Genomic DNA, 18,116 nt, shown 5'->3' on the forward strand with positions numbered 1-18,116 from the left:
ATAGAATTTGTTTATTATTTATCCATTAATTTGTCTTATACTGAATGCAAATAAACAAGGGGGTAAATAAAATGACAAACTATCAAGCAGGAATTTATAAAGGTGCTAATTTAGTAGAAGTAGAGGAGCGCTCAATGCCAAAAGTCGGTCCAAATGATGTCTTATTACGTAATTTACGTGGGGGTATTTGCGGTACGGATATTAATATTGTGAAATACGGTTCTGAAATGGGCATTCGTTTTGAGCAGGAATTCGGCCATGAATTTGCGGGCATTATTGAAGCAAAAGGGGAAAATGTAGCAGATTTAGAAGTGGGGATGTTTGTTGCTGTTAACCCGATTACAGCAAAACGCGCAGGTCGTCGTTATTCTTTGGAAGCGGGCGGGTTTTCACAATATATTATAATAGAAGATGCAAAAAAGCATCATAATTTATATCCGTTAAACGATGATGTATCACCTGAAGAGGGGACGTTAGTGGAACCGATGAGTGTAGGCTGTCACGGTGCATTTTCTGTGAAGCCACAAACAGATGAAAATATTGTTATTTTAGGTGCGGGTCCAATTGGTTTATCGGCTGCAGCGATGTTAATCGGTGAAGGAATTACAAATGTTGCAGTAGTAGATATGGTAGGTTGGCGTTTAGAAAAGGCAAAAGAAATTGGCGCAACTGTTGTGGATACATCAAAGGTATCGTTAGTAGAAGGCCTTACTGATATCTTTGGTACAGTAAATGTATACGGTGTAGATGTACCAAATGTAGATGCATTTGTTGATGCAGCAGGCGCGGCACCATTATTTACACAAGTGATGGAAATTGTTAAACCAAATGCTCGTATTGCGGTTATCGCAGTGTATAAAAATGAAGTACCTATAAGCTTAGCACAAGTGATGAGTAAAGAGGTGCAAATTGTTGGGGCGTCAGGTTATACGAACGAGGATATTTTAAAAGTAATTAAACATTTAAACAACAAGAAAACAAATATTGCAACAATGGTAACGCAAGTGTATCCGCTAAGCGAGATCCAAACAGCGTTCGACACAGCAATTGCTGGCAAGGATTCAATCAAAGTAATTGTTGATGTAACGAACTAATTAACAAAGTAAGTGAGCCTGCTTCGTAATAGAAGCAGGCTAAAATTGTTATTCCACAGCTTTTTCTAAAATCGTAAACTTCTTATTGTCACAATCAATTTCAGCAAGTATACCGTATGGCAAAATAAACTTTGGCTCTGTATGCCCGAAATTCATGTTATACAGTACTGGTAAGTGTTCAAGATTATATTCTTTTAGCACCTTTAAAATTTCGGTTTTATATTCTTCGTAATACTTCTCGTTTTGAGGTTTACCGAATATGATGCCGTTTGCTTGCTGTAAAATACCTTGTAAGGCATAGTTTCGTAGCCAGTAGCGTAAATTATTTGGCTTTGGTAGCTCTTCAGACGTTTCAAAAAAGAGAATGCTATCTTGCCAATGTTCTTTGTTTGGCCAAAGTGAGGTGCCATTCACGAAATTTAACACTTCAATACAGCCACCGATTAAGCGTCCTTGTACTGTACCGGCTCCTTGTAGTACCTCATAGCCTCTGTTATTATTGCGCATTGTACGGCGAGTGTATTTGTTTGATTGACTCCAATCTAAAAATTCACTCGTCCATTTTGGGGCGGGTAAGATTTCACCAATTACCTCGCTTGAAAACAATGTGCGTTCTATTGATTCAATTGTATAAGGGTCCATTTCAACATTTTCTGCAAAATCAGTTAAAATAGCTGGTCCATAGAATGATGAGATGCCTACCTTTAAGCAAAATAAATGCGAAATTGTTGTATCAGAATACCCCATAAAAATCTTTGGATTGTCACGAATCACATCAAAATCTATATATGGTAGTAGCCGAACACTATCCTCACCACCGATATTTGCGATGATGGCTTTAATATTGGAATCCTGAAACGCCGCCATTAAATCTTCGGCGCGTGCTTCTGGATGCTCGTATAAATACTGTGCACCTTTCAAACTGTTTGGCATGGCAATAACGTTCAAGCCAAATACTTCCTCAAGCCTTCTTACTCCTTGTTCATAGCGCCAGCGTAAATCTATTTCACCTGCTCCACCCCATGAAGGGCTAATTGTGGCAACTGTATCACCACGCTTAAGTTTTGTTGGTTTCTTTAGCATCCTCATCACCTCAAATGGATTAGTAAGTAAAAATATGTAAATGCTATTGTAGCGGATTCTGAGACAATTTGCTAGAGAAAATTGCATTACCTGTTTTTCTAACTTTTCTTTTCGCTTAAAGTTACGGTATGATACAGGTTATACATAGTTTTAGCAAGAAAGGGCGTTAACAATGGGGAGTGAATTTGATTTATTCGAACATACGAATGAGCAAATAATGGTTTCATCATCACCAGTGGTTGAAGCGATTGGGCTATTAATGGCTTATGAAGCATCAAATAAAATAGAGATTTTTGAGCAATATCCTGAGCTATTGAGACTTATAGAACAGCATTCATTTATAGAAATTTTAAAGTCTATACCTGTTAATCACCGTTATCAATTATTGGAGTTTTTACTTCCAATTCCACAGCTCACATCTATTACGTTATTTGCAGAGAAATTACGTGATTTGAAAAACGAATTTGTTTTGTATTATTTTTGGAATGAGGAAATTTCGTTGGAAACAATCCACACACTGTTAAGAGATCCAACACAAATCACACAAATAGAGCGCACCTATTATTGGCAAGATAATGAGACACTTCACTTCTCACAGTATCTGGTGGAAAATGTTACAACCTTTAAGCGACAATTAGCAGATTTGTTCATTCAAATTGCAGACAACGAAGCTTTTTCGAAATTACTAAACGCGAAACAAGATTCGATTAAACAAGCAATAACGACGGTAGAAAATTTAAAACTAGAGCCATTAGCAAGAGCGCAATATGTGATGGGAAAAACGTTTAGACGTGTGCACGATTATAAACTGTATCATTTTATTCCGAGCTACTGCATGTCACCGTATCGTGTTCGCATTTTTAATGATGATGTGTGTTATATCATTTTCGGAACGACAACACCTGTTGAAGATAAGCGTGAAAAAAGTGAGCACTTAGCAAAGCAACTAAAGGCAATCGGTGACCCGAATCGCTTGTTAATGTTAAATATGCTGGCATCTAATAAAGAATACGGGGCAAAGCTTGCAGAATATTTAGGGATTACAACGGCTACTGTATCGCACCATATTGAAATATTGAAAAAAGTTAATCTTATTACGGAAGAAAAAATCGGGACAATAAAATATTTTACTGCAAATAAAGAACAGCTAAACGAGCTACTTCAAGCAATGCAGCACTTTTTAAAAGCTTAATCGTGATGATTAAGCTTTTTCATTTTTCTAAAAACTATTGCAATTTACATATTAGATAATTATCATATTAGATATCAATCTAATATTGGGGGTCAATCAAATGACGAGCGCAGTAATTGAAGTGGAAAATGTCCAAAGAATGTATCAAATCAAATCTGGATTTTGGAAAAAGTCTACGAAGCAGGTTGAAGCGGTAAAGGGGATTTCATTTGAGGTAAACAAAGGAGAAATTTTTGGGCTACTCGGTCCAAACGGTGCTGGAAAAACAACAACGATTAAAATGCTCACGACAATGCTTATTCCGAGTGCTGGTACTATCAAAATTTTTGGATTAGACCCGGTGAGTGAACATAAAGCGCTTAGACCACGTATTAATTTCATTTTAGGTGGAGAGCGTAATTTATATTGGCGCTTATCAGCCTATGACAATTTAGCGTATTTCGCAGATTTATATAAAATTCCACGAGCGGTACAACAAACCAAAATTCCAGAGTTACTAAGGCTTGTAGATCTTGAAGAAGCTGCGCATCGCAAAGTGGAAACATTTTCAAAAGGCATGAAGCAGCGTTTACAAATTGCACGTGGCTTATTAAATAATCCGGAAATCTTATTTTTAGATGAACCGTCAATCGGTTTAGATCCGATAAGTGCGCGTAAATTACGTGATTTAATCAAAAATTTAAATGCACAAGGAACAACGATTGTATTAACAACGCACTACATGTTTGAGGCAGATGAGCTTTGCGACCGTATTGCGTTTATAAACAATGGTGAAATTATTGCCATTGATACGCCGAAAAATTTAAAACAATATACGAACCAGCAATCGATTGTCGAATGTACAATTGTCGGTTCTCCTGTACAGGAGCTACGCGATTCATTAGCGGAAGAACAAATTAACGTAATGGAAATGCAGCCATTACAAAATGGCGTGAAGGTAAGAATATCAACAGAGCAGCCTCAGCAAATTGTAATGGTGTTATATAATTCGGCACAATTTCATGTTGTCGATTTAGCTATCGCAAAGCCGACACTTGAAGATGCATATATTGCGATGATTGGAGGGAACTAATATGCACGCATTTTTACATAGTATTGTACTGCAAATGAAGCTTTCAATGGCGCGCCCGATGTTTCAATTTACGATTTGGATATCGCCACTTTTTTATGCAACGATCACCTATTTTATTTATGGTAATCAATCACCTGAACGCATTTTCCAATATGTTGTATTAGGGGCGGGCTTTATGGGATTATGGACATCGATTGTTTATTCCTCTGCAAGTGATATTAATCGCGAGCGTATGTATGGCACATTAGAAAATATATTTGTGGCGCCTGCATCATTCGCGGTCATATTAATGGGAAAGATTGTTGGAAATACGGTTTGGGGTTTTATTTCGATGGTGCTAGCGTTTTTCTATTTAGCCGTTGTGTTTCAAATAAAAATGCCAGCTTTAAACATCGCGTTAGTTGTGTTAGCACTGCTCGTTGTAATGATGGCAATTTCAGTTTTTGCATTTGTCATGGCACTTATTTTTACATTATCTCAACAGGCTGAAGCGTTAATGAATTTTATTGAATACCCGATTTTTTTAATTTGTGGTTTCTTATTTCCAATCTCCATTTTACCGATTTGGATACAGCCGATTTCGTATCTATTGCCACCAACATTTGCGATTGAGCTATTACGCGCTGTGACGAATGGAAAGTCTACCATAAATGATATAACTGAGGCCTTTTTACACCTTGGTGCAGTGACGCTAGTTTACTTCATTATTGGGGTTGTTACGTATAAAGCAGTGGATCATAAAGCAAGAATTGATGGAAAGCTAGGTGTTTATTAATATGGAAAGTTTACTAAGATTTACACGACATGCAAAACTATCATATACAGCGTTGTTTGGTTTTATTAATCCGAAAACGTATATACTCGTGATGTTATTAAATCCGTTAACGCAAATTTTGTTTTTTGGGATGCTTGTAAATTATGTGTATGAGGGGGAAGGGCTAGCTGGCTATATTGCTGCTAATGCACTGCTTTTATGTGTGATGAGCGCGGTATTTGGCATGATGTCTGTGGTAACGTCCGATCGTGGAATGGGGACACTACCAATAGTAATGGCTTCACCTGCTTCCAAAAGTGTGCTATTTTTTGCAAGGTCTGTTCCGCATATTTTTAATGGTGTTTTCACAGCTTGCTTAGGGCTTGGATTTGGACTGTTATTATTTAATATTTCGATTCCTGTTTCAGCTGTATTACCACTAATCGTTGTTTGGTTTGTTTCGATTTTTTCTGCTTGCTGTCTAGGGCTCATATTAGCATCATGCAGCTTTTGGACGCCCTCGATGCATTTGTTGTCAAATCTTTTAGGTAGTGTCTTACTTCTATTAAGTGGGGCCAATTATTCGTTATCAGTCATGCCAAGTTGGTTAAGTGAGCTGGCAAAGTTTTTTCCATTAACGCGTGGAGTAGAGTTAACAAAAGCACTTGTAACGGAAGGGCATTCGCCGCAATTTTTTCAACTCATGACACAGGAATTATTACTTGGCTGTCTCTATTTTATCATTAGTCTTGTTGCCATTCGATATGCTGAGTATTTGGCAAGGGTAAAGGGGACAATGGAGTTAAGTTAATAGCTGATAAATGAAAAGACTTACATCCGGTTTCAGTACCGAATGTAGGTCTTATTTATTTTTTACAGTATGTAAGTGATGGAAATGTATTCGCGGATAAGCTTGTCATAATAAGAAGAATATTAAAGGTAAAAGCACGAGTCCACAAAGGATGACTACTTGGTAATAGTTTTTGATAACGATTTTTATATTTCGGGAATTTTTGGAGAAAAGTAATGGTGAAAACAAATGCTTTTGAAGTAATTTTGAATATATAGTACCGTATAAAAATTTATTGTTAGAAAAAATAATACTATTGGGTAAAAAGGTTTAGCTATAAACTTTTATTTATTAATAAATTTTACTAAATAAATGTGCGTAAAGAACGATGTCGGTACAAAGTTGATATGATATATTGTGGAAATGATTAATATATTGAGAAAATATATGGGATTTTTGTGATAGAGAGGGGTATTTTTTATAATGAAACAATTTAGTTTCAAATCAGTTAGGGCAAAAATATTAAGTGCTTTTTTTGTAGTAATTATTTTCATTTTCGGGTTTAGTACATACAGTTATTTTGCAAATGCTCGAATTCTATCGAATGCTGAAAATATCATTGAAAAAGAGCTACAACTTTTAACAGCGAGTGAAAAATTGTCGTCTTCGATAAGCAATCGTACATCGGCATCGAAAAGCTATTTATTGAATGGGAATGCTGGCGCTAAAGACTCGTTTGAAGATTATGTTAAAATTGCCGGAGAAAATTATGCAATCATTAATGAATTGGAAGCAAATGAGAATTTGACTGAAATTGCGGATAAGGCGACAGAATGGGGAGAAATTGTCCGAACACAAGTATTTGATGTATACGATCAGGGGAATAAGGAGCTTGCCATTCAAAATTTAGCAAAGGCTGATTTACTCGCATGGGAAGTAATGAACGGCTATGAGGAATTCGCAAATTCAAAAAAAGAATCTATCAATAAACTGGGTAAAGAGATGGTTGAACAGTCGAAGGTATCAATGTACTTAGGTGCATCCATTGGTACGCTAATTATTATACTATCAGTTATCGTTGCCTACATTACAGCGCGCATTATTACTACACCGATTAAGGAAGTTGTAAAAAGAATTACAGCGATGGCAGACGGCGATATGAGCCTACCACCATTAAAACAAAAAACGCAAGATGAGATTGGATTACTTGTCCAATCGACGAACACAATGAATGGTAAGCTACATGACTTATTAAGCACAATTCATGGGGTTTCTGCAAACGTAGCAGCAAGTAGTGAGGAGCTAGCACAATCTGCTGTTGGTGTAAAAGATGGCTCACAGCAAATTGCCATGACAATGACAGACTTGGCGGAAGGTTCAGAATCGCAAGCAAGCAGTGCAAGTGATTTAGCCAATATGATGGAAAGTTTTAAAGTAAATGTGCAGCAAGCTACAGAACAAGGAACGACAATGGCCAAGGGTTCTCTAACGGTATTACAATTAACAGAAACAGGTCAAGGATTGATGAATGCCTCAACACAGCAAATGTATACAATTGACCGCATCGTACAAGAAGCGGTATCAAAGGTAGAGGGATTAAATAGTCAATCACAGGAAATTTCAAAATTAGTAGAAGTAATTGACGGCATTGCAAATCAAACAAACTTACTCGCACTAAATGCGGCAATTGAAGCGGCAAGAGCTGGGGAACAGGGGAAAGGCTTTGCAGTAGTAGCAGATGAAGTGCGTAAATTAGCAGAGCAAGTATCTCTTTCTGTTACAGATATTTCTTCGATTGTAACACGTATTCAAAGCGAAACAACGAATGTCACGATGTCCCTACAAACAGGTTATGACGAAGTGAAAAAAGGTACCGCACAAATAACAGAAACTGGTGAAACGTTTAACACTATTTCGACAGCTGTCAATCGTATGTCGATGACGATTCAAAGTATTACGGAAAATCTACTTGGAATTTCTACGACAACAGAGCAAATTAATCGCTCAATTGACGAGATTGCAGCCATTACTCAGGAATCGGCTGCCGGTGTAGAACAAACAACGGCGACGATTGAAGAAACAGCAGGAACAATGGAAGAAATCGCGAATAATACAGACCAATTAGCAATTCTCGCGGAAAATTTAAATACCCAAGTACAGCAGTTTAAACTATAAAAAATAAAGTCTTCATCGAGATGTGTATGTGCACTCTATGAAGACTTTTCTTCTAATTAAAGAATATCTTAAAATGCTAAGTATTTAAGACTATGTTACTCCAAAATATGCCCCTTCTCGAGATACCTATCTTTTATTTTTAATTTGAATATTCAAATTATAGTGAATTTTATCTATTAAATAGGTATTTATAAATAGTGATATAGCTTCTTTATAATATTTTTCATATAAGAAATGTGCAATTAGGTAATATGCGATATAGAAGGGGTATGCTATATTTGTCTATAGAAAATAAAATGTAATATGTACCAAAAATAGAAAGGAATACATAATATGAAGAAAAATAAAAAGTTTCAATCCATTAAAAAAAGGTTATTAACCGCATTCTTATTTGTATCTTTTTATATAGTCTGTTTTACTATATATAATTATTTTGCAAATGAGCGTTTAGTCTCTACGGGCGAAACTATGGTAAATAAGGAATTACAAATACTTACAGCAAGTGAAAAATTGGTAGAATCGATTAATAATCGAAATTTGGCTGAGAAAAACTATGTATTATCAGGAAATAAAAAATATATAGACGAATTTTATAGCCATAGTGAAATTGCAGAGACTAATAGTGCCATCCTGATGGAACTAGGTGCAGATGGAAATTTAACGGAACTCAAAGAAAAAGCTCTAGAGTGGGAAAAAATTGTCCAAACAGAAGTATTTGATGAATATGGTAAAGGTAATACAGACCAGGCATATCAAAATATGATGGCTACAGATAATTTGGCTACCGAAATAAAAGGAGGCTATGATAAATTAGCACGAGCTAAAGAAGAGTCCATAAATAAACTGGGTAATGACATGGTTTCACAGTTGGAGCGAATTAAGACGTTAGGGATAATCATTGGTGCAATTATTGTAATACTTGCAATTATCACTGCATTTGTTATGTCAAGAATTATTGCAGAACCACTTAAAGTAGCTATCCAAAAACTAAAAGCTATTTCAGAAGGTGATTTAAGTCAGCCGCCATTAATACATAAAGCGCAAGATGAAATTGGGTTACTTATTCAATCGACGAACACTGTGAACAGTATGCTTCAGAGCGTATTGAGCTCGATAAATGAAGTTTCTGAAAATGTAGCGGCAAGTAGTGAGGAGCTAGCACAATCTGCTGTTGGTGTAAAAGATGGCTCACAGCAAATTGCCATGACAATGACAGACTTGGCGGAAGGTTCAGAATCTCAAGCAAGCAGTGCAAGTGATTTAGCAAATATGATGGAAAGTTTTAAAGTAAATGTACAGCAAGCAACTGACGAAGGAACAACAATGGCCAATGGCTCTCAAGTGGTATTACAATTAACAGAAACAGGTCAAGGATTGATGAATGCTTCTACTCAGCAGATGTATACAATCGATCGCATTGTTCAAGAGGCCGTGTCTAAAGTTGAGGGATTAAATAGCCAATCACAAGAAATTTCAAAATTAGTAGAAGTAATTGATGGCATTGCAAATCAAACGAATTTACTAGCATTAAATGCGGCAATTGAAGCGGCAAGAGCGGGTGAACAGGGGAAAGGCTTTGCGGTTGTAGCGGATGAAGTGCGTAAATTAGCTGAGCAAGTATCTCTTTCTGTAACAGATATTTCTTCGATTGTAACACGTATTCAAAGCGAAACAACGAATGTCACAATGTCCCTACAATCAGGTTATGACGAAGTGAAAAAAGGTACCGCACAAATAACAGAAACTGGCGAAACGTTTAACACTATTTCGACAGCTGTCAATCGTATGTCTACAAGCATTCAAAGTATTACAGAAAATCTATACGGAATTTCTGCAACAACGGAGCAAATTAACCGTTCAATTGACGAAATTGCGGCAATTACCGAGGAATCGGCTGCCGGTGTAGAACAAACAACGGCTACGATTGAAGAGACAGTAGGTACAATGGAAGGAATCGTTACTAGCTCGGAACGACTAGCTACAATGGCTGAAGACATAAATACAAAAATGAAACGATTTAAGCTATAAAAGTAAAATAGTCTTCATATGTATGTGGATATGCATACAATGAAGGCTTTTTCTTTTGACGATTGTTGCTTAGATTTTATTGCGAAAAATTTGATTTATTTGTAGTGTTGAATTATTTAATTACAACATTTCTGAAAACGCTACAAATGTACAAGCAGAACAAAGTGTATAATCCAGAACTATGTATATTTATGTGAATTTGGAATTTAATTGAATTCTTATAATTATTCATATACAATAATATTTATAAACGGACGTAAGAGGGAATCAATTTTTGGAAGAAGTGTTTCAATGAGTTTGTATTTTGGTTATGTTTTAATAGGGCTTGCAATTGCAATGCCTGTTGGGGCAATTACTGTTGAAATGACAAAACAAGGTTTAAAAAATGGTTTTATTTATGGATGGGCTGTTGGAATTGGTGGCATGACGATTGATGTGCTATTAATCGTTGCCCTGTACTTTGGGCTTGCCAAGTTTTTAGCTTTGCCGTATATTCAAATGCCGCTTTGGATTATAGGAGCACTCTTTTTATTTATGCTTGCTTATGATTCTATTAAAAATGCCGATAAGGACATTACACTAGCTGGTGAAAAAGTGGATAAATCTTTTTTTACTACGTATCGAAATGGTTTATTAGTAGCAGTTTCTCCAGGGAATTTAGTGTTTTGGATTTCCGTTTTTGGTGCAGTACTGGCAGATTCCTATAATGTAAGTGGTACGAATCAGTTTATTATCGTAGCGTTAGGGATTTTATCGGGAATTCTATTACATGACATTGGCTTATTAACAATTGTTGCATTAACAAGAAAAGTAATGAATCGTCAAATGATTAAATGGGCATCAATCATTGCTGGCATGTTATTATTTGGATTTGGCTGTTATTTTATTTATGAATTTATAATTGATTTAAAAAGCTACCTTTAAAATTTAATAGTGGTGACAATATAAAACCTACATACTTTGAATTATATTTTCAAAGTGTGTAGGTTCATTTTTTGATGCTTTATAATATGAATTTTAAAAATCTAAAAGTGAATATGTATTTTCTTGAACATTAAATGTAGTAACGCCAAGTCCCGGTAATTCATTTTCTGCATGTGCAGTACTAGTAAATTGCAACATAAATACGCCAATACCTAAAACGAATAGTAAATTAAATATTTTTTTCTTTTTCAACATTATAAATCCTCCCAATAGCGTACATTCTGATTATTAGTAAATGTCGCGCGTTCATAATAGTGTGTTGCTAATTTGTACTTTTGCTGTTTTCTTAATAATTCAGCCACTTTAATGCCATATTTATAGACATGGCGAGCATCATTTTTATTTTCAAAGTGACTTAACGCTTCATTAATAAACTTCAAATCATCAAATTGAATAAATAAATGGTAATACAATTTGAAATGGTAATAGTAAGATTTGTAGTTTTCGTGATTTTCTATGAGAGATATCCCTCTATTAATCCATGTTTCCATAATAACATAATTTTCTAATTTTGAATATATTTGTATAATAGAAAAAATCGTAATTAGTTGTTTTTCTAAAGTGACTTTCATTTCAAAGCTTTTAAAAAAATAATCAAGTGCTTCTTCTAAATTACCCAATGAAGAATTTACAGAACCAAGGTTTTGATAAATCACAGGGATAAAATTGCTGTATTGTGTGTTTTCAGCTAACTTAAGTGCTTTACTATAAATTTCCTGTGCTTTTTCTAAGTTTTTTAATTTTTGATGGGCAATACCTTCGATTAGTAGGCATTCGATAAGGCGAGAAAAATTAACTTTATTCATAAAATATTGAGTAGGATATGTTAGACATTCAATACACTGAAAATATTGATTGTTTGCTAACAATGCTAAAGACCTTATATAAGCTAAGTCTGCTTTTTCAATTTCCCCAAATTGCTCAAAAGGTAGTTTTTGAGCTGCTCTATCGAAGGCATCACATGCACGGCTAAATTGATTGTTATTATAACAATGAATACCGAGACACTTTTCAAACAAATAGCTCTGTTTGTGGTCTAAACTTTGGACATTACTTGAAAGCACAGCTATTTGTGAATCGATTTCATCAAAATTTGTTCCTATAATAAGTAACAAATATAGTTGCAGTAATTTAAAATCAAAAAATGTTTCTTTAGAAAAATAATTAGATCGTTTATCACTTAAATATGAAAGCTTCTCTTTTGTATACGATGTAGAACGTTTTTGAATAACTTCCTTGTAAATGGAGAAAAATTCTTCATGATATACATGATGATTTTCTAAATCGGATTTCGCCAAATCAAGATTTAAATTAAGTCGATTAGCTAGCAATTGTAAGATTTCAGAATTTGGCGCAACTTGATTATTTTCTATTTTACTTAAATATGAAGTTGAACAAATTCCTTTTGCTAATACATTTTGTTTCTTGCCTTGCTTAATTCGTTCTGATTTTATTAGATTACCTAACAAATTGCCCCCTCCTAGCAAAAATTTCATGAAATAAGGAATTTTATTCTCGATAGTACTATTTGTTTAGATGTTTCTGTGAAAAATTTCCCAACCTAAATGCGTTTATCATCATATAGACAGTGTATATAATATTATTATATTATAAGGCAATTGTAGTAAAAAGTTGCTTCTTTAATCACTTTACCATATTTAATCTCTAGAAAACTGATCTCACTTTTTAATACATAATTTGCTAGTTTGAAGGTTATTTGATGATGAAACATATTTATATTTTATTAGAATCTGATTAATAAGGTAACAATTAAAATGTTTTGAAATAGTATTGGAATTAATGAAGTAGTAGAATTAGTATATTTTAAATTGGAAAAACTGTATATGCAGCATTTATAAGAAGCTAAGAGGAGGAAAAACATAATGACATTTTTAAAATTTGAGGTGAATGGCCATTTACAAGAACATTTTACGGTACGTGAAACGACGATTCTTCAAATGGCAATTTTAAATATAGCTGCGATGACAAACGTTTTAATTTTTGAAACAGGGGTATTGTTAAATCCGCCTGATGAAGGGGAAATTGGAATTACACTTACATATGAAAGGGAAATTGAAAGAGAAAAAGAAAAAGAATTTTGTGAAGCATTTATATACAAAATAAATACTTTCTTCCAGATGTCAAATTTAGATTTATATTTGTACCTTGTTAATGATAGATATATATCATAAATAGAAAGCGCCCCCTGAAAAACAGGTGGGCGTTATTTGTCGTTTAAGTAAAATCAGTTTAAATCTTCTTGAAAGTAACTAAATAGTCATGCGTACAGATAAAATTAACTCAGTCCAATTTATAAAATATGGAGGAGGAATTATAATGCAAAAGGTATAATCCTAAAAGACAGGATATTACTAGGCGTTTATGGTTCAACATATGTTGGTCAATTTTGATAAATTTGAAAAGATGTTCGATTAAAATGTGTAAAGCTTATATTTGTTTTACTTTTTAAATAAGCTAACAACAAAATCCTCTAAACCAAATTCATCCTGCGTTAAATTGTCGTACTGCATATCACGTATTTCAATTTCTTCAAATCTTTTAAAAATTACTTTTAATTTTTCCTTCGAGTAGCCAATACCACCATGTAAGCTTCGATCCATATAATATTGCTCATCAGCAAGAGCGGAGCCACCGTACTTGCCATTTTCTTTAAAGGCACTAATTGAAAAATAGCCATCATGTTTTAAATGGTGTTGAAGAAATTGAATGTAAGTAATTCTTCGGTGTGGTGCTAGGTGATGAAAACAGCCAGAATCGTAAATAAAATCAAATGACTCATTTGGAAATATTAAATTGAAAATATTTTCACAGTAAAATTCAATATCCACATTTTCCAAGCTAGCCTGTTGTGTCGCCCAATTTGCAGCCTCCTGTGATAAATCAACAGCTGTTACTGAGAAGCCATTTTTAGCTAAATAAATTGCATTTCGTCCATTGCCACAGCCAATTTCAAGTACGCGACCACGTTGAATCATATTGTTTTCAACATACTTCTTTAAATGCTCGTCAACGCGGTCACAAAAAAATGGAATTTCCTTTTCTTTACGATCCTTATAAAACGAATCCCAAAATTGTGTGGGCTCTCTTAATAAAGAATCTAATAAATCATATACATCTTGTTCATCTTTCACTAACATCGAATCCCTCCTTTAATAGTATAAATTGTAATATAATGTTAGTTGAGGAATGTTACAAATAGTTTATAAACAGGTTAAATCGATTGTTATTTTAGGTGTTAATCCGCGCTGAAATGCATTTTAACGTGGTTAGTTTAATAGATTTGGAGTTTTTATCCATCAATTAAGGGAATGTAAGTGAAATGATGAAAACTTGACTGGGTGGAAATGGGAGATCTTCACGGTACCTTATGAATAACGGTGTATTACATTTGTTACAAATATTACAATTAGGATAAATGAAAGGAAGGTATTCTATGCAAATTCGTCGATTCAAAAAGGAAGATATTCTTGAACTAACACAATTAATGACACAGCTCGGTTATCCTACCACCTCTTCTCAACTGCAAAATCGTTTTGAAAAGCTATTAAATTTACCAAACTATCACATCTTTATTGCTGAGCTTGAAGGGGAAGTAGTTGGGTTTGCAGGATTAATGAAACAATGGGCGTTTGAATTTGATGGGCCATATGTAAGGGTTTTAGCGTTAGTTGTAGATGAAAAGCATCGTCGAAAGAATATCGGGCAGTGCTTAATGCAGGAAGTGGATAATTGGTCAAGTAACAACGATTGTGTGGCAGTTACATTAAATAGTGGGAATCGAGATGAACGTAAGGCAGCGCATCAATTTTATGAGCGATTAGGATACGCTGCGAAAAGTACAGGGTTTACGAAAAATTTGAGGAGCTAAAGTATGAAATTTATCGAATTTGGCATCGGTAATACATGGCTTGTACGAACAGAAACGGAATTAGCGGATGGCACAGAATACGAAGAGAAGGGTATTGTTGGCCCAATTCAATTTCATTCTGCCTATATACGAGTTTGGATTTGGAAAACGGTGCTTATTTTTGATTTAAAGGAAGGCATAAAGCTTAAAAAGAAGAATCGTAATGAATTTAAGGTGATTTTTGGTATTGTAAGTAAAGATTGATTAAAGAATGAAAACGTCTTCGAAATTCCTATGAAGACGTTTTTTTATTTCCTTATCTCACACTGTCTGCATTAATAGAATACATGTTTCCAATTAATAAGTACGAAGCCATTGAAATAATCGCTAATATTAAAAAAATATAGTTCGTTCCTATTACAGAGGCAATGACACCTAAGAGTGGGCTTATACAAACAACACTTCCTTGATTGATAATCATTCGAAAGCTCGCCATTTTACCATTAAAGCCCGTAGCAGTATGCATTTGTTGAACTGCTTGAAAGTGGCTTCGAATCCATGTTGTTAACAAACCTATTGAAAATAAGCAGATAAAAATAACAATATAGCTTTTACTAAATACACAAAGTATCAAGGCTATGCTAAGTATCAAAAATGCAGTGTGTGAGAAAATATTGCTTAATTTTGTTAAGAATTGCTTTGAACATAATCCGATTGAGATGCCACCTATTGTTAATATTATTTGTAAATAACCATAAACAGTCGCATTATTTGCAACTGTTTCATACGTATAGGCAGCTAAAAATCCTGTTGTGCAATGAGTAATAACTTGACCAGATCCAAGTATAACGAAGAGTTTCCAAAATATCGGTTTAGTTTTAATGTAACGAAAGCCATCTTTCAAATCTTGATGAATCGTAGTTTGAATCTGGTTTTTTGCTTGAACTGTTTTAGGTAATGTGTAAGAAATCGCTAAAGTAATCGCTATGAAACAAAGCATAAGTAGTAAAATAGATATATTCGAGTAATCTACAAGTTGGCTGGCGATAAAGGTACCAACTACTCCGCCAAAAATTGAAATAGAGGCGGACTTTGTAAATAGGTAAGGTAATTGGTTATGTTCAAAAAGATGTGTCATATAAACTTGTATGGATGGTCTAAAAATACTACCACCTAATTGTAAAAGCATTTGTGATAAGTACAGCATATAGATTGTATCCATTTGAAAACTAAATAGCGTATTTAAAAGTGCGATTGCTATAACAATTATGGCAATTTGAATCATCTTTTTGCTATCTCGTCGATCGACAATCGCTCCGATATATAGATTGGCAATTAAGCTAGGAACAAATCCTAAGCTAATGTAAAGCCCAGTTAATAGCAAGCTTCCGGTCGTTGCAAAAATAGTCCAAGAGCTTAACACTAAAAATGCACCGCTTATTAATTCAAGTGAAAATTGAATAAAAAATATTTTTTTTACATAGGGCATCCCATTCACCAGCCTTTTCTTTATAATGAAACTATAAAGTAGACATAGGAGATTAAAAATGGACAATTATATTAAAAATGTCTCCTTTTAAAAGGTGATGTAAATGATCAATTTATTGAAATTATGGGCATTAAAATCAGAAGCATTAGCAATTCATGACATAGCTGAGTATTTACAATTGAGTGTGAAACAAACGGCTCGTAATTTAAAAAAGTATGAGCAGCAAGGATGGTTAACATATATACCTGGTAAAGGCAGAGGCAACAAATCGAAAATTATTTGGCATAAAAATGTTGAAGAAATAGTAGAGGAAAGTTTAAATGACCCTAAATTATCACGTGCAATCTTAAAAATTTTAGATGTTGAACCTTTGCCTGAAGCGCTCGTTACAACTATCTTTTCATCGCTGTTTTTCAAGCAAAATCCACTGCCAAGCCAATTAACAATACCTATTTATAATGCACAACTAAACATAGATCCACTAACGGTCACTGATACAGAATCAGCTTGGATTGTCTCGCATTTATTTAGCAGACTGGTTGATGAACATGGTGAAGGGGATTTGGCTTTCCACTGGGAACAAAAACAAGGGAAATTTATTTTTTATATGAGGACCAGCCTTTATTGGCATACAGGACAACCAATGGAGATGCAGCAAATTGTCAATTCGTTGTTAAAGTCTTTTAATCATGGAAGCTATATGCAATATCGAGCGAAATTAAAGGGCATTCACTATTCAAATCAGTGTCTAATATTTGATTATGATGGCACATTACAAGAGCTTTTGTTAGTACTTGCTCAAATAGAATTTTCAATACAATATAAAGGATTTTATTCAGGTGCTTTTATAATAAAACAGAATGTAACAAATCAATATGTATTAACTGCAAACCCAAATTACCATTTAGCAAAGCCGATTATATGTAATATTTTGCTTCAGACAATTCCTTCTCAAATGGCAAGAAAAATATCGTCATCGATTGTGGATGAAAATAATTGGACTGAAAAGCTAGAGTATGGCGGCACATTTTACCTTTATTATAAATCAGATGTTTCAAAGCTACTGGAACAGCATTTGCAGGCATTTTTCTATCAGTTTGCGAAAGAGGTATCGATATTAGATGAATCAAAAATTGCTCTTCATAGTAACCCAATTGATATTGTAATTCCTTCAGCCTCATTTAAAGTAGGCTATATCGTTAATAAGGAAAAGTTTGTTGATCTATTAAGAATAATGGGTAGTCCACTTATACAAGTGGATCATTTAACGGTGAAGGATGCTCAAAATGAAGAGAAACTTGAAAATTATGATTGCTTAATTGTTCCAATATATCCGAATTTGTTGGAGTATTCTAGAAATAGCTTTGAAACGATTTTTACTAGTAGAATTGCTTTATATGACTCTTATCGTAAAATGTATTATCCTAAAAACTTTATTCGAAAGGGGCATGATTTGTTCGGTTATCCGAATTTGAAGGAAAGTTATTTAATTCAATAATTTTATAGATAGAAGCAAGCAAAAGAAACAAGCTAGGGTGCTTGTTTCTTATGTTTAGAAGTGGTGTATGATCGGAATTCTTGATATAT

The 18,116-nt window shown here is 34.2% G+C and carries 17 protein-coding genes; 12 read left to right on the forward strand and 5 right to left on the reverse strand.

Annotated features, from left to right (window positions below; all coding sequences use genetic code 11):
* The first annotated feature begins 71 nt into the window (after positions 1-71).
* Positions 72-1,094: a zinc-dependent alcohol dehydrogenase gene (locus O7776_RS06530; protein WP_274309787.1), complete on the forward strand. Its 1,023-nt coding sequence runs from the start codon at positions 72-74 to the stop codon at positions 1,092-1,094.
* Between the two features lie 48 nt (positions 1,095-1,142).
* Here O7776_RS06530 and O7776_RS06535 read toward each other — a convergent pair whose 3' ends face one another.
* On the reverse strand, positions 1,143-2,177 hold the full coding sequence (locus O7776_RS06535) for a S66 family peptidase (RefSeq protein ID WP_274309788.1): 1,035 nt from the start codon (positions 2,175-2,177) through the stop codon (positions 1,143-1,145).
* A gap of 172 nt (positions 2,178-2,349) precedes the next feature.
* Between O7776_RS06535 and O7776_RS06540 the strand changes: the two genes are divergently transcribed.
* The 7 genes from O7776_RS06540 (at position 2,350) to O7776_RS06570 (ending at position 11,112) form a co-directional block, all read left to right on the forward strand.
* On the forward strand, positions 2,350-3,369 hold the full coding sequence (locus tag O7776_RS06540) for an ArsR/SmtB family transcription factor (protein WP_274309789.1): 1,020 nt from the start codon (positions 2,350-2,352) through the stop codon (positions 3,367-3,369).
* A gap of 100 nt (positions 3,370-3,469) precedes the next feature.
* Complete coding sequence (locus tag O7776_RS06545) at positions 3,470-4,441, forward strand: ABC transporter ATP-binding protein (RefSeq protein ID WP_274309790.1); 972 nt, start codon at positions 3,470-3,472, stop codon at positions 4,439-4,441.
* A 1-nt stretch (position 4,442) separates the two neighbouring features.
* Positions 4,443-5,216 carry an ABC transporter permease gene (locus O7776_RS06550; protein WP_274309791.1) on the forward strand — a complete coding sequence of 258 codons (774 nt, stop codon included), beginning with the start codon at positions 4,443-4,445 and terminating at the stop codon, positions 5,214-5,216.
* A gap of 1 nt (position 5,217) precedes the next feature.
* Positions 5,218-6,006: an ABC transporter permease gene (locus tag O7776_RS06555; RefSeq protein ID WP_274309792.1), complete on the forward strand. Its 789-nt coding sequence runs from the start codon at positions 5,218-5,220 to the stop codon at positions 6,004-6,006.
* 462 nt (positions 6,007-6,468) lie between these two features.
* Positions 6,469-8,160: a methyl-accepting chemotaxis protein gene (locus O7776_RS06560; RefSeq protein WP_274309793.1), complete on the forward strand. Its 1,692-nt coding sequence runs from the start codon at positions 6,469-6,471 to the stop codon at positions 8,158-8,160.
* A gap of 333 nt (positions 8,161-8,493) precedes the next feature.
* A complete protein-coding gene (locus O7776_RS06565) occupies positions 8,494-10,188 on the forward strand; it encodes a methyl-accepting chemotaxis protein (RefSeq protein WP_274309794.1) in 1,695 nt (564 codons plus the stop codon).
* A gap of 291 nt (positions 10,189-10,479) precedes the next feature.
* On the forward strand, positions 10,480-11,112 hold the full coding sequence (locus O7776_RS06570; RefSeq protein WP_274309795.1) for a LysE family transporter: 633 nt from the start codon (positions 10,480-10,482) through the stop codon (positions 11,110-11,112).
* Positions 11,113-11,205: 93 nt separating this feature from the next.
* On the opposite strand, the gene O7776_RS06575 is transcribed toward O7776_RS06570, so the two are convergent.
* Both O7776_RS06575 and O7776_RS06580 read right to left on the reverse strand, forming a co-directional pair.
* Entirely contained in the window at positions 11,206-11,367 is a 162-nt protein-coding gene (locus O7776_RS06575) for a hypothetical protein (RefSeq protein ID WP_274309796.1), read from the reverse strand.
* Positions 11,367-12,641, reverse strand: coding sequence for a helix-turn-helix domain-containing protein (locus tag O7776_RS06580; protein WP_274309797.1), 1,275 nt, complete (start codon positions 12,639-12,641; stop codon positions 11,367-11,369). Before O7776_RS06580 ends, O7776_RS06575 begins: the two co-directional genes overlap by 1 nt.
* Positions 12,642-13,055: 414 nt before the next feature.
* Between O7776_RS06580 and O7776_RS06585 the strand changes: the two genes are divergently transcribed.
* Positions 13,056-13,364 (forward strand): hypothetical protein, encoded by a 309-nt coding sequence (locus tag O7776_RS06585; protein WP_274309798.1) that lies wholly within the window; start codon positions 13,056-13,058, stop codon positions 13,362-13,364.
* A 267-nt stretch (positions 13,365-13,631) separates the two neighbouring features.
* Here the strand turns inward: O7776_RS06585 and O7776_RS06590 are convergent, their stop codons facing one another.
* Positions 13,632-14,330, reverse strand: a complete 699-nt coding sequence (locus tag O7776_RS06590; protein ID WP_274309799.1) for a class I SAM-dependent methyltransferase — start codon at positions 14,328-14,330, stop codon at positions 13,632-13,634.
* 296 nt (positions 14,331-14,626) lie between these two features.
* On the opposite strand from O7776_RS06590, the gene O7776_RS06595 reads away from it, so the two are divergent.
* The gene (locus O7776_RS06595; protein WP_274309800.1) at positions 14,627-15,061 is read left to right on the forward strand and encodes a GNAT family N-acetyltransferase; all 435 of its coding nucleotides are present in this window, start codon (positions 14,627-14,629) and stop codon (positions 15,059-15,061) included.
* Between the two features lie 3 nt (positions 15,062-15,064).
* Positions 15,065-15,304, forward strand: coding sequence for a DUF3977 family protein (locus tag O7776_RS06600; protein WP_274309801.1), 240 nt, complete (start codon positions 15,065-15,067; stop codon positions 15,302-15,304).
* A 52-nt stretch (positions 15,305-15,356) separates the two neighbouring features.
* On the opposite strand, the gene O7776_RS06605 is transcribed toward O7776_RS06600, so the two are convergent.
* The gene (locus tag O7776_RS06605) at positions 15,357-16,529 is read right to left on the reverse strand and encodes an MFS transporter (protein WP_274309802.1); all 1,173 of its coding nucleotides are present in this window, start codon (positions 16,527-16,529) and stop codon (positions 15,357-15,359) included.
* 103 nt (positions 16,530-16,632) lie between these two features.
* Between O7776_RS06605 and O7776_RS06610 the strand changes: the two genes are divergently transcribed.
* Positions 16,633-18,027: an SgrR family transcriptional regulator gene (locus tag O7776_RS06610; RefSeq protein ID WP_274309803.1), complete on the forward strand. Its 1,395-nt coding sequence runs from the start codon at positions 16,633-16,635 to the stop codon at positions 18,025-18,027.
* Positions 18,028-18,116: the final 89 nt, after the last annotated feature.

Source organism: Solibacillus daqui, from assembly GCF_028747805.1.
GTDB classification, from domain to species: domain Bacteria; phylum Bacillota; class Bacilli; order Bacillales_A; family Planococcaceae; genus Solibacillus; species Solibacillus daqui.